The following is an 11,809-nucleotide window of genomic DNA, read 5'->3' on the forward strand; positions in this document are numbered from 1 at the left end:
TATCAATGATTCGCTTTGAACATGTTAGTAAAGCTTATCGTGGTGGTAAGCAAGCACTCCAGGGCATTGATTTTCATCTTCATCCTGGAGAAATGGCGTTTCTTACCGGTCATTCCGGGGCGGGGAAAAGTACCTTATTAAAGTTAATTTGTGGTATTGAACGCCCTAGTACTGGCCATATTTGGTTTGGCGGTCACGACATTAGTCGCTTAAAAAAACGGGAAGTCCCCTTTTTACGTCGACAAATTGGCATGATTTTTCAAGATCACCATTTGTTATTTGATAGAAACGTTTACGACAATGTTTCTATGCCGCTGATTATTGCCGGTGCCAGCTCTGAGGACATTCGTCGTCGAGTTTCTGCTGCGCTAGATAAAGTAGGTTTACTTAATAGAGCGAAAAGTTATCCAATCCAATTATCAGGTGGGGAACAACAACGGATAGGTATAGCTCGAGCCATTGTTAATAAGCCTAGTGTATTGCTAGCAGATGAACCAACGGGTAATTTGGATGATGAATTATCTGAAGGTATCATGCGATTGTTTGAAGAATTCAATCGCGTCGGTGTGACAGTTTTAGTCGCCACTCATGATCTTGAGCTTATTGCGCGTCGTCATTATGCTATTCTGACATTAAACGAAGGGAGAATGATAGGAGGTCAGAATGGCTAAAAAACCTATCCATAAAACAGCTAAAGCCAAAGCATTAAAGGGGGGCTGGCGAGAGCAATGGCGCTACGCTTGGCTAAATACATTAGCAGATATGTTACGCCAGCCTTTGGCTACGTTTTTGACGGTGGCTGTTATTGCGATCTCGATAACGCTGCCTAGTCTTTGTTATATTGTTTGGAAAAATGTTTCACAAGCAGCGCAACAATGGTACCCGACACCCCAATTAACCGTTTATTTGGATAAATCCTTAGATGAAAAAGGGGCTGAACAGACAGTCGCTGGTCTTAGGCAATTAGACGGTGTTAAAAGTGTTAATTATCTATCGCGGGAAGAAGCCATGATTGAGTTTCGTAATTGGTCAGGATTTGGCACAGCATTAGATCTATTAGAAGAAAATCCTTTACCCGCAGTAGCAATTATCACACCTAAAATTGATTTTCAAAATTCACAATCATTGATAAACCTGCGTAATAAAATAGGTCAATTAGCTGGAATTGAAGATGTTCGCATGGACGAAAGTTGGTTTACTCGTTTAGCCGCATTAACGGGTCTGATCGGCCAGATTGCATTGGTGATTGGTATTTTAATGGTTATGGCGGTGTTTTTATTGATAGGCAATAGTATAAGACTAAATATTTTTGCCCGTAGGGATACGATTAATGTCATGAAGTTGATCGGGGCGACAGATGGTTTTATTATGCGCCCTTTTTTAAATGGTGGTATTATACTGGGATTCTTTGGCGCTTTACTTTCATTAATACTTTCTGCACTATTGGTATGGCAACTGAGCGATATAGTTACCCAAGTAGCGGGTGTATTCGGTACTACATTTCATATTCAAGGGCTTTTGTGGGATGAAGTGCTATTAGTTATACTGGTTGCCGCGATGATTGGCTGGTTAGCGGCTTGGCTTGCTACAGTTCAACATTTAAGACGTTTTACGCCAGAGTGATCATTTTCAGCAGTAAAAGTGATTGGATAATCAATATTGAACTTTTATGCTGTCATTGTGTCGAAGTTAAAAGTTCAATGTAATTAAGTCAAGGCAATTTTCTTCGATACCAAGCAGTGGTAAACTACTCGATATCAGATTAATCGCTGAGCAATGGAATTCTGCTCAAATATAAACTTTTTATTTTAGAACTAACTCTTAGTTTATTGAATTCAAAGAGGATATCAATGACCAAAGATATGCAATCATTAGCATTAATTCCACAAGGTAGCATTGAAGCTTATGTGCGATCAGCTAATGCTTATCCGATGCTAACAGCAGAGGAAGAACAAGAATATGCAAAACGGCTGCATTATCATGGTGATTTAAACGCGGCTAAACAGCTTATTCTTTCTCATTTACGTTTTGTTATTCATATCGCGCGTAATTATTCAGGTTATGGATTACCACAAGCGGATCTAATCCAAGAAGGTAATATTGGCCTAATGAAAGCTGTTCGTCGTTTTAATCCTGAAGTTGGCGTACGTTTAGTTTCATTTGCTGTTCATTGGATCAAAGCTGAAATTCATGAATATGTATTGCGTAATTGGCGGATAGTTAAAGTTGCAACCACCAAAGCTCAACGTAAGCTTTTTTTCAATTTGCGTAAGAATAAGAAACGTATCGGCTGGTTTAATCAAAGTGAAGTTGATATGGTTGCCAAGGAATTAGGTGTAACCAGCAAGGATGTTCGTGAAATGGAGTCGCGAATGGCTGCACAAGATATGGCATTCGACATGAATGACGATGATGATAGTGGTGAAAATACGACTATTGCACCGGTTTTATATCTACAGGATAAATCTTCTGATTTTGCCGATAGCATTGAGGAAGATAATTGGGAAAACCATGCTACTGATAAATTGACGCAAGCACTGTCCAGCTTGGATAAGCGGAGTCAGGATATCATTCGTGCGCGTTGGCTCGATGACGAGAATAAAACAACTTTACAGGATTTAGCCGATAAATATAGTGTATCTGCTGAACGAGTTCGACAATTAGAAAAAAATGCCATGAAAAAACTTCGCTTAGTGATGGAAGCTTAAATTAAAATAATCCGCGCTAGCATAATAAATATTTAGCTGAAATTTTTGGCTAATTTAAAGTTTGGCAATAACTATATGAAAAGTTATTGAAAAATAAAAGTAATGGCTGATTTATTTTGTTTGTTAGCTGTTAAATAAAAAAGCGTTTACCTATAAGGTAAGCGCCTTTTTTGCAATGGATGTATAAGTAGCGCTTGTCTCATTACTTCCTAAATATTATCTAATTTTTACCTGTCAATGATGTTCTGCGCGTGTTTATATTTAATATATTTCATTTGAACATGTATGAATAACACGTTCGTTAATGATGATAGAATATATTAATGCTCGTTATTATATGTTGTTGCTTGTTTTCTATTAAAAAAACAGGATAAAAATGATTCAACTTACTGATTTATTGGATATACAAGCTTTGGCTGAGTCTGAAGAAATTGAATTTAAACCAGCTCAAGGCCAGGATGGGAAAGGTAAACTACCAAAAGAGTTTTGGCCTACATTTAGTTCGATGGCTAACACTCATGGTGGGTGGATATATTATTTTAGGTGTGAAAGAGCAAGATAATTCATTTTTGCCTGTAGGTATGAATAATGTAGCTAAAATAAAAAAGAGCTATTTGATACTTTAAATAATCATTCCAAAGTTAGCTATAACCTATTAAGTTTAAAAGATTTTCATGAGTTCAATATTAATGGCAAACAAATTGTAGCTATTAGGATCCCGCAGGCATTACACGTCACCAAAAACCCATTTTTTTTAAAAATAACCCGATAGACAATACTTATAAGCGGTTAGGTAAAGCTGATATTAAGTGTTCGAAAGAAGAAGTTAAAAGAATGCTAGCGGAACAGGTTGAAGACAGCCGCGATGATAAGATAATCAAAGGTTTTGATTTGAACGATATTGATATTAAAACTTTAAGTGCATATAAGCAATTGTTAGCAATTTCCAAGCCTCGACATCCCTTCTTAGAATTAACCACGCTAAAGTTTCTACAAAAAATTGGTGGCTGGAAAAAAGATAGACAAACCGGTGAGGAGGGGCTAACTCTGGCAGGAGTTTTGATGTTTGGAACTTGGCAAGCAATTCAGGATGCCGCTCCTAATTATTTTGTGGATTATCAAGAACGGCCTGAAGCTAAAACAGAGAAAAGATGGATTGATAGGTTATGTCCTGATGGTACTTGGTCTGGTAATGTTTTTGATTTTTATCGTAGGGTGTATCGTAAATTAATAACTGATCTAAAAATACCTTTTGAAATCAAGGATGGGGTTAGAAAAGGGGATACTCAAATACATGTATCTTTAAGGGAAGCGCTTGTGAATACATTAGTACATGCTGACTTTACCGGGCGAGCATCTATATTAGTTGTAAAACGGCCAGATATGTTTGGTTTTAGAAATCCTGGGTTAATGAGAGTACCGAAAGAGATCGCAATAAAAGGTGGTGATAGTGATTGCCCTAATCGCCGTATGCATCAAATGTTTTTAAATATTGGTGCTAGTGAACGGGCGGGTTCAGGTATCCCTAAAATATATAGTGGGTGGCAATCTGTGAATTGGATAACCCCTAATTTATATGAAACATTGTCACCCTCAGAGCAAACATTATTAAAACTTTCGACTGTGAGTCTAATTCCTGAACATATAGCAGATCTCCTACAAGATAAATTTTCAGGGAAATTTAATGAGCTTGATGATTTTGAAAGAATGATTGTCAGTACGGCTGCAATTGAGGGCTGGATAAATCATTCAAGAGCTTGTCAATTGACCAGTAAACACCCCAGGGACGTTACTTTAGCCTTACCTCGATTAGAAACTAAGGGATTTTTAGTTTCTAGTGGGGAAAAACGTGATAAGTCATATTCTCTGCCGGGAATGGGAATTCCAACTCCTGAAGAAGTGTTTTCTAATTCGATTATTTCTGATACCAACTTAACGCATAACGGCGAAAGCTTAACGCATAACGGCGGCAGCTTAACGCATAACGGCGGCAGCTTAACGCATAACGGCGGCAGCTTAACGGATAGTGGCACAGAAAACATCCCTATCAATACTGAGGTAGATAATAGGGATAACAATGGCAGGCTTATCAGTAGGTTGCTAGATAGACCTTTTGTTGATGATCTTGAGGTTTTATCTCCTGACTTTAAGCAGCGACTTTTTCAACTAGCACAATTGCCTATAAAAAAGAAAAGGCTTACATCGAATGAAATGAGAAATGTTTTAATTCAGTTATGTAAAGGACATTATGTTGCTAAATCTATTTTGAGTCGATTAACAAATCGTACTCCTCAAAATTTGCGTCAAAGTCATTTAAAAGAAATGGTTGAGAAGGGTGTGCTGAGTTTAGCTTTTCCGAATAAGCCACACTCACCAAAGCAAGGATATACGGTTCTGAATGAGTAATGTTAAAATATTGACTATTTTTTAGGCTATAAGATTTTTACCTCTACTTAATTGTATTAACTCAAATCTGAGCTGACAGCTTTCTCGTCAGAACGCAATCAAATCTTACAGTCAGCTATGAGCGAGGAGCGGACATAGTTGAACACATAAGGCAAGGTACCTGATGCGAAATTACAAAATTACATTAAGTGCTGGAGAAAAATCCAAAATGAGGCGCCTAGTTGAGAGCAAATAATTTAATATCATCAACTTTTTATTTGTTAATTTCTTTCTGTAATCTTTCCCATAGAGGCTTTAATTGTTTTCTTATTGAATTTGAATGCATTATGCGAGACGCTCTATATCCATAGGTTAAAAAATTCCGTCTACCTACATGAGCATAACGGGCATAGATTTTTTTTTTGAATAGTTCCTTTTTAGGCAATCCTTTAAATTTTCTGATTTTATTCTTACGTTTCATCGTTGCTTTCGCAAGACGTACTCCACGTTTCATCCTATCAGAGTAACGTGAAAGAGATGATGACCTCAGAAAAATATTATCACCATCAAATATAAACCCTAAGTATTGCAGAGGTTTATCACATTTTATTTTAGATGGCGTAGCTACAAATTTTCTAATTTCTGTTTTTTTGGTATTAAGTGAAACTTTGAGTTTGAGCAATCTTTTTTGGGCTTCGTCAGCAACATTATTTTTTTCATGTGAAGGGACAATAAAAAGCATATCATCACAATATCTAAAATATACACCACCTAATAATGAAACATAATTATTCATTTCAATGTCAAAGTTAAGCATATATATATTCGATAAAAGAGCGCTAATTGGTGAACCTTGCGGGATTCCAAAATTAGTTTTGTTAGGTGTTATCAAATTAGCTTTTCTGATTTTATTCCTGAAATCTTCAAAAGAACAGATTTGTTTCCTGGTTTTCTTAATATGTCTGGCATTATTTTAGAAATCCCGATTAAATCATATACTTTATTTTTATCGACTTTAGAAAATTTTGTTATTGCTTTAAAAACAGCATAATGATCTTCAGGCAACTTGTCAGTGGCAAGCAATCTGCACCACGCATCTTTCAATAACGAATGATCAAGAGTATCGAAAAATTTCGATAGATCTAAAACAACTGTAATACAATCACCTCTTTTTTTTATTTCCTGAAAGGCTTCATATGCAAACTCAATATTACTTTTTTTTTTAATGCTGCTCTGAAGGCTAATACTTTTTTTGAAATACCATGAGTCTGTAACTCTGTTTCATATAGCTTATTAAGGATTGCAGCGTAATAAGAGAATATATGGCTATCAACGTGAGAGGAATACGCTATTGGTCTTTCTTTGAGGGTTTTATTTATAGCGTTTGTGCCTTTATCTTTTTGTACTTTATAAGTAGTTGCAGTAAAAGTAATGAAAGGTAAGAAAGAATGAGTTGCAACGGTGTGGGGATTGGTTACGATATCCAAAGCGTGCTCAACTGAAATAGGTTTATCGAAATGAAGATAACCACGCTTTCTAAACCAAGGATGTTCACGGAATTCCATATTATGAGTTCTCAAGAATTGTGAAACCGGAGCGATTTTGAATTGCGGTCGTTCAGAAAAACATCGCCCCGGCTTAACAAAGTGGTCTTTATCCAACCTTCTCATACACAAAGAACTACAAAAGAGTCAAATAGTGCATTTCACCGCAAATGTTAGAAACACTGTATAATGTAATTAATATCATGGAGACCCTTATGAGCATCATCCACTTGTTAGCCAGCCTCTGTGCGGAATGCAGTCATGGTTGCTGCCCGGGAGTTGACAAACTGTACATCACCCCTACGCCTATACATAGGGCGTACAATTTATAACATTTCTGATGATTTAAGTGCAACCTAAATTATATTATTCAATGATCTGTAATAATTTATGGCGTATTTTTATTTCTAGTTATCACGTTAATAAATATTAGCATTAACCCTATTTATAAAACTTTAGGTTTTGTTGATTGCTATTGAGTAAGATTTTAAAAAAATTTAATTGATGTTAGTTAAGGGATATTTTTTCAGTGTGTTTGCTAAAGAACGATGGCATATTCTTAGTATCAGCAAATTTATGCTAGATTCTGTAGAACTTGAAACTAAGCATTGAGATCAGATTGCCCGCTAGTGCAATCAATTGGATGTAACGGTTTATAGCGTTGATTTCAACATAGAGTAATTGGATTTTGCCAGTTTTCGTTTAGATACGCCATTATCTACTGTTCCATCATGTTTTCATTTTGTCTTTTATTTATATCCATGTTCAGTAAGTAGGGTATAAACAATAACAAAAAAGCACTTAAATAAAATATAAAAGTGCTTTTTTAATCAGTATGCTAATAACCTATAGTTAATTCATACCATATTTTTTCAATTTCTTACGTAGCGTTCCACGGTTGATACTTAACATTAATGCAGCACGGGTCTGATTTCCACGGGTATATTGCATTACCATATCTAATAATGGTTTTTCCACTTCAGCCAATACTAATTCATATAAGTCATTGACATCCTGGTTATTAAGTTGGGCAAAGTAGTTTTTCAGTGCTTGTTTAACTGAATCACGTAATGGCTTTTGAGTTATTTGATCTTGTGAATTTACAGTAGCAACGGTTAGTACGTCAGAATTTCCGCGTTGTTCGAACATAGTTCTGTCAGCTCTTTTCTTTGATTTACGCAAAATTTTTCGAAATATGCCTCCAACACCTCCAGTTGTTCACTGGCATCCTCTATGGTGTTGAATGTGCGCCGAAACTGGTCATCAGGTGCATGTTCTCTTAAATACCAAGAGACATGCTTGCGTGCGATGCGGATTCCTTTGCCTGGACCGTAAAAGTCGTGCAGCTCCTTAACATGCGCTTGCATTAAGCACTGCACCTCAGCAATAGGCATAGGTGGCAGTAACTCACCTGTTTCCAGGTAATGCTGGATTTCCCGAAAGATCCAGGGTCTTCCCTGAGCAGCTCTACCAATCATTAAGGCATCAGCCCCAGTGTAGTCAAGCACTGCTCTGGCTTTAAGCGGGTCAGTAATATCACCATTAGCGATAATAGGAATAGTAACATTTTGCTTAGCTGCTCGAATACTGTCATATTCAGCTGCACCATTAAATAAACAGGAACGAGTTCTGCCATGAATAGTTACAGCTTGAATACCACAACGTTCGGCCAGTTGGGCTATTTTTATACAGTTCCGTTCTTCAGGTGACCAACCAGTGCGAACCTTTAATGTAACAGGAACATCAACCGCATTCACAACAGCTAATAGAATTTTCTCAATCAGCTCCGGATAGCGCAATAATGCTGAACCTGCTAACTTACGGTTCACTTTCTTGGCAGGGCAACCCATATTGATATCGATGATATGAGCACCATTAGCAACATTAATTCGTGCAGCTGCTGCCATTTCATCGGGATCACTACCTGCAATTTGCACAGAACGAATACCTAATTCATCACTATGGATCATTCTCAATCTGGATTTGTCCGATTTCCAAACCTGAGGATTGGAAGACAGCATCTCCGAAACTGTCATACCAGCACCCATTGAGTAACACAGTGACCGAAAAGGCCTATCGGTGATACCCGCCATTGGTGCTGCAACGAGGCAGTTTTTTATCTGATATTGACCAATATACATAGACGATAAAAGAAGACCATCCTGTGACTGCAAGGGCGCGTATATTACGCATTTTTTACGAGATATGAAAGGACAAACTTTGAGCAAATTGATATTTCTTTGAAAAATTTTAACTTGATTTTTTCTGATGACAAATAATATTCATAAAAATCAAGATAATGAAAATTTCTGATTTGTTTTCAAATTTTGTTATTCTTTATCGTAAATTCCTTGTTAGGTTAGATTATCTCTGTTGATTGTATAAAAATCAACCTTAAATAATTATTTTATTATGGGTATTAAAAGATAATATATTACTTAAACAATAAACATTATTAGATTTATGGTCGTTATCATTGCCTGATTTTTTACTAAAATAGACTATTCGAAAAGTTTTTATTACCGGAATTAGCGTATAAATTACGCTAATCCTGCTTAAGGGTTAATCCGTTTTTTTTATTCCCGTCATTCTACACCAGCCTTCTTTTTCTATTATTGGCTCAATATTAAACTGTTGTTGGTAAGCGGTTATAACGCCTTCAGCCTGGCTGGCTAATATTCCAGATAGTCCAAGTAGACCGTTTGGATTGGTTAACCTTCCGATTACATCCGCTAATTGGCGTAAGGGACCCGCTAAGATATTGGCAATAACTATATCCGCCTTTAGATCTTTCGGTTGATCTTTTGCCAAATAAAGAACTAATTTATCGGCGACATTATTTTGTTCGGCGTTATTATGGCTAGCAAGAATAGCTTGTGGATCGATATCAATACCAATGGCTTTTTTTGCACCTAATTTAAGTGCGGCTATAGCCAGTATGCCTGAGCCACAACCAAAATCGATAACCGTTTTGTCTGTCAAATTTAAGCTATCTAACCACTCTAAACAGAGTGATGTGGTAGGGTGTGTGCCGGTACCAAACGCCAAGCCAGGATCCAAAATGACATTGACTGCATTGGTATCTGGTGTATCACTCCAGCTAGGACAAATCCATAATTTATCTCCAAAACGCATGGGATGGAAATTATCCATCCATTCACGCTCCCAATCTTTATCTTCTATTTGTTCAATTTTATGCACAAAATTTTTACCCAATAAGGAGTGACTTTCAAGTTGACTAATAACCTGCTCCATATCGCTTTTGGCATCAAATAAACCAATAACATCAGTATCTCCCCAAAGACGAGTTTCACCTGGTAGGGGTTCAAAAACAGGGTTGTCATAACTATCCTGAAAGGTGACAGAAACCGCTCCGGCTTCCGTTAATATATCACTTAAGGCTTCTGCATGCTCGGCTGTTGAATTCAGACGTATTTGTATCCAAGGCATAAATATTCTCTTGAAATCGTGGGTTATTAGTTCATTTTATCGCTGTAGATAATAATTTTTTCTCACCAACATAATTACCAATTAAAAAAGCAATCAAACTCAATAATAGTGATGGTACGATGTGATGAAAATTTAAAATTTTAACATCAAAGGCCGTAAATAATGTGTAAGAAAGGGCGCCTATGATCATTGAGCTTAATGCACCAAAACGGTTTGCTCTTTCCCAATAAAGTCCAAGTATTAATGGCCAAAGAAAAACAGCTTGTAATCCACCAAAAGCCAGTAAGTTTAACCAAATAATCATTTGTGGTGGGTGCCAGGCGGCTAATAGTAATAAAGCCCCAAGAATGAGGGTAGAAGCACTTGAGATCCAGGTTAATTTTTTCTCTTTTTTTATCTCATTTGGTGCAATATTTAAATATAAATCTTTTATGATAGTTGCTGAAGATTGAAGCAATTGTGAGTTAATTGTTGACATAATGGCAGCCATCGGAGCTGCTAAGAAAATTCCTGCGGCGAATGGAGGTAAGACTGTGATCATTAATGTCGGGATGACCTGATCTGGAATAGTTAAATTCGGTAAAATGGCTCGCCCCAATGCTCCCGCTAAATGCATTCCTAACATTAAAATAACCATTACAATGGTGCCGATAATGATCCCTCGGTGCATCGCTTGGCTATTTTTATAGGAAATGCAGCGGACAGCAGTATGTGGTAAGCCAATAACCCCAAAACAAACTAAAACCCAAAAGGAAAACATAAATGGCATGCTAAAGATATTATCAGCACCTTGTGGCGTAATCAGTTTGGGATCAATTGTTTTTAGCGCCTCTGTTGCTGTGGCTAGGCCTCCTGCCTTGTGAATAGTAGCTACCAGCAGAATAATTGTTCCTAATAACATAACAAAGCCTTGTAAGGTGTCATTAAGGACACTGGCTCTAAAGCCACCAAAGGCAGTGTAAAGTGCAATAGAGATGCCAAATATTAATAACCCTATTTCATAGGGGATATTTGCCGCCGTTTCGAGCAGACGAGCTCCACCGATAAATTGAACCGTCATCGCACCAAAGAAAGCGACCAGCAGACTAACGCTAGCGAGCCATACCAGTAAACGGCTTTGAAAACGAGCATACAGCATGTCATTAAGTGTTACCGCATGATAGCGACGTGCTAAGATGGCGAATTTTTTACCTAAAACGCCAAGCGAAAGCCAAATAGTAGGCACCTGAATTAAGGCAAGTAGCACCCAGCCAAGGCCATATTTATAGGCTGCTCCAGGACCACCTATGAAAGAACTCGCACTGATATAGGTTGCGGTGATAGTCATCGCTAAAACTACCCCACCCATAGAGCGATTACCTAGAAAGTATTCATGCAAAAATTCGCCTTTTTGGCGTCGCTGATAGGCATAAATAGATAGTAAAAAAACCAATAATAAATAACCGATAAGTGGTAAGAGGATTTCAATTTGCATCTTTATCTTCCAATGACATTTGTTTAAAAATAAATTTAACCATTAAGATACAAAGTAAAATAAAAATCAGCGGTAAATATAAACATGAAAGTTCAAACCATAATGGCATCCCTGTTATACCTACTTTTTCACCGGGGAGGTAGGCAGTTATAATCCAACTACATAAATAAGCCACGGTAAGAAAAACTGACCAACGAGCTTCTTTGTTGGATTGCAAAAAACGTTTGTCCATTGGTTCTCCTGGTAGT

The 11,809-nt window shown here is 37.1% G+C and carries 13 protein-coding genes; 5 read left to right on the forward strand and 8 right to left on the reverse strand.

All coding sequences use genetic code 11. The features are described 5' to 3' along the window. The first annotated feature begins 5 nt into the window (after nucleotides 1-5). The 5 genes from ftsE (at nucleotide 6) to H1X92_RS06460 (ending at nucleotide 5,114) form a co-directional block, all read left to right on the forward strand. The gene (ftsE, locus tag H1X92_RS06445; protein WP_180559375.1) at nucleotides 6-671 is read left to right on the forward strand and encodes a cell division ATP-binding protein FtsE; all 666 of its coding nucleotides are present in this window, start codon (nucleotides 6-8) and stop codon (nucleotides 669-671) included. Next, nucleotides 664-1,623, forward strand: coding sequence for a permease-like cell division protein FtsX (gene ftsX, locus H1X92_RS06450; RefSeq protein ID WP_180559376.1), 960 nt, complete (start codon nucleotides 664-666; stop codon nucleotides 1,621-1,623). Before ftsE ends, ftsX begins: the two co-directional genes overlap by 8 nt. 227 nt (nucleotides 1,624-1,850) lie before the next feature. Then, nucleotides 1,851-2,708: an RNA polymerase sigma factor RpoH gene (gene rpoH / locus H1X92_RS06455; RefSeq protein ID WP_180559377.1), complete on the forward strand. Its 858-nt coding sequence runs from the start codon at nucleotides 1,851-1,853 to the stop codon at nucleotides 2,706-2,708. 376 nt (nucleotides 2,709-3,084) lie between these two features. Next, nucleotides 3,085-3,270: an AlbA family DNA-binding domain-containing protein gene (locus tag H1X92_RS16230; RefSeq protein WP_310740135.1), complete on the forward strand. Its 186-nt coding sequence runs from the start codon at nucleotides 3,085-3,087 to the stop codon at nucleotides 3,268-3,270. 272 nt (nucleotides 3,271-3,542) lie between these two features. Beyond that, nucleotides 3,543-5,114: an AAA family ATPase gene (locus tag H1X92_RS06460; RefSeq protein WP_310740133.1), complete on the forward strand. Its 1,572-nt coding sequence runs from the start codon at nucleotides 3,543-3,545 to the stop codon at nucleotides 5,112-5,114. Between the two features lie 253 nt (nucleotides 5,115-5,367). On the opposite strand, the gene H1X92_RS15840 is transcribed toward H1X92_RS06460, so the two are convergent. The 8 genes from H1X92_RS15840 to H1X92_RS06490 form a co-directional block, all read right to left on the reverse strand. After that, nucleotides 5,368-5,985: a reverse transcriptase domain-containing protein gene (locus tag H1X92_RS15840; RefSeq protein ID WP_233458137.1), complete on the reverse strand. Its 618-nt coding sequence runs from the start codon at nucleotides 5,983-5,985 to the stop codon at nucleotides 5,368-5,370. Continuing rightward, a complete protein-coding gene (locus H1X92_RS15845) occupies nucleotides 5,982-6,197 on the reverse strand; it encodes a hypothetical protein (protein WP_233458138.1) in 216 nt (71 codons plus the stop codon). The genes H1X92_RS15840 and H1X92_RS15845 overlap by 4 nt, the downstream gene beginning before the upstream one ends. A 71-nt stretch (nucleotides 6,198-6,268) precedes the next feature. Continuing rightward, the gene (locus tag H1X92_RS15850; RefSeq protein WP_225506177.1) at nucleotides 6,269-6,658 is read right to left on the reverse strand and encodes a hypothetical protein; all 390 of its coding nucleotides are present in this window, start codon (nucleotides 6,656-6,658) and stop codon (nucleotides 6,269-6,271) included. A gap of 831 nt (nucleotides 6,659-7,489) precedes the next feature. Next, on the reverse strand, nucleotides 7,490-7,786 hold the full coding sequence (fis, locus tag H1X92_RS06470) for a DNA-binding transcriptional regulator Fis (RefSeq protein WP_032115641.1): 297 nt from the start codon (nucleotides 7,784-7,786) through the stop codon (nucleotides 7,490-7,492). After that, complete coding sequence (gene dusB, locus H1X92_RS06475) at nucleotides 7,753-8,778, reverse strand: tRNA dihydrouridine synthase DusB (protein WP_180559531.1); 1,026 nt, start codon at nucleotides 8,776-8,778, stop codon at nucleotides 7,753-7,755. The genes fis and dusB overlap by 34 nt, the downstream gene beginning before the upstream one ends. Nucleotides 8,779-9,199: 421 nt before the next feature. After that, entirely contained in the window at nucleotides 9,200-10,087 is an 888-nt protein-coding gene (gene prmA / locus H1X92_RS06480; RefSeq protein WP_180559378.1) for a 50S ribosomal protein L11 methyltransferase, read from the reverse strand. Between the two features lie 31 nt (nucleotides 10,088-10,118). Then, nucleotides 10,119-11,561, reverse strand: a complete 1,443-nt coding sequence (gene panF / locus H1X92_RS06485) for a sodium/pantothenate symporter (RefSeq protein ID WP_180559379.1) — start codon at nucleotides 11,559-11,561, stop codon at nucleotides 10,119-10,121. Further along, nucleotides 11,551-11,793, reverse strand: a complete 243-nt coding sequence (locus H1X92_RS06490; protein WP_180559380.1) for a YhdT family protein — start codon at nucleotides 11,791-11,793, stop codon at nucleotides 11,551-11,553. The genes panF and H1X92_RS06490 overlap by 11 nt, the downstream gene beginning before the upstream one ends. Nucleotides 11,794-11,809: the final 16 nt, after the last annotated feature.

The organism is Arsenophonus endosymbiont of Apis mellifera (genome assembly GCF_903968575.1).
GTDB classification, from domain to species: Bacteria; Pseudomonadota; Gammaproteobacteria; order Enterobacterales; family Enterobacteriaceae; genus Arsenophonus; species Arsenophonus apicola.

What these genes read in the sequence shown, in the direction of transcription:
- ftsE (WP_180559375.1), top strand. Translation starts at nt 6, where the DNA reads ATGATTCGCTTTGAACATGTTAGTAAAGCTTATCGTGGTGGTAAGCAA.
- ftsX (WP_180559376.1), top strand. Translation starts at nt 664, where the DNA reads ATGGCTAAAAAACCTATCCATAAAACAGCTAAAGCCAAAGCATTAAAG.
- rpoH (WP_180559377.1), top strand. Translation starts at nt 1,851, where the DNA reads ATGACCAAAGATATGCAATCATTAGCATTAATTCCACAAGGTAGCATT.
- H1X92_RS16230 (WP_310740135.1), top strand. Translation starts at nt 3,085, where the DNA reads ATGATTCAACTTACTGATTTATTGGATATACAAGCTTTGGCTGAGTCT.
- H1X92_RS06460 (WP_310740133.1), top strand. Translation starts at nt 3,543, where the DNA reads ATGCTAGCGGAACAGGTTGAAGACAGCCGCGATGATAAGATAATCAAA.
- H1X92_RS15850 (WP_225506177.1), bottom strand. Translation starts at nt 6,658, where the DNA reads ATGGAATTCCGTGAACATCCTTGGTTTAGAAAGCGTGGTTATCTTCAT.
- fis (WP_032115641.1), bottom strand. Translation starts at nt 7,786, where the DNA reads ATGTTCGAACAACGCGGAAATTCTGACGTACTAACCGTTGCTACTGTA.
- dusB (WP_180559531.1), bottom strand. Translation starts at nt 8,778, where the DNA reads ATGTATATTGGTCAATATCAGATAAAAAACTGCCTCGTTGCAGCACCA.
- prmA (WP_180559378.1), bottom strand. Translation starts at nt 10,087, where the DNA reads ATGCCTTGGATACAAATACGTCTGAATTCAACAGCCGAGCATGCAGAA.
- panF (WP_180559379.1), bottom strand. Translation starts at nt 11,561, where the DNA reads ATGCAAATTGAAATCCTCTTACCACTTATCGGTTATTTATTATTGGTT.
- H1X92_RS06490 (WP_180559380.1), bottom strand. Translation starts at nt 11,793, where the DNA reads ATGGACAAACGTTTTTTGCAATCCAACAAAGAAGCTCGTTGGTCAGTT.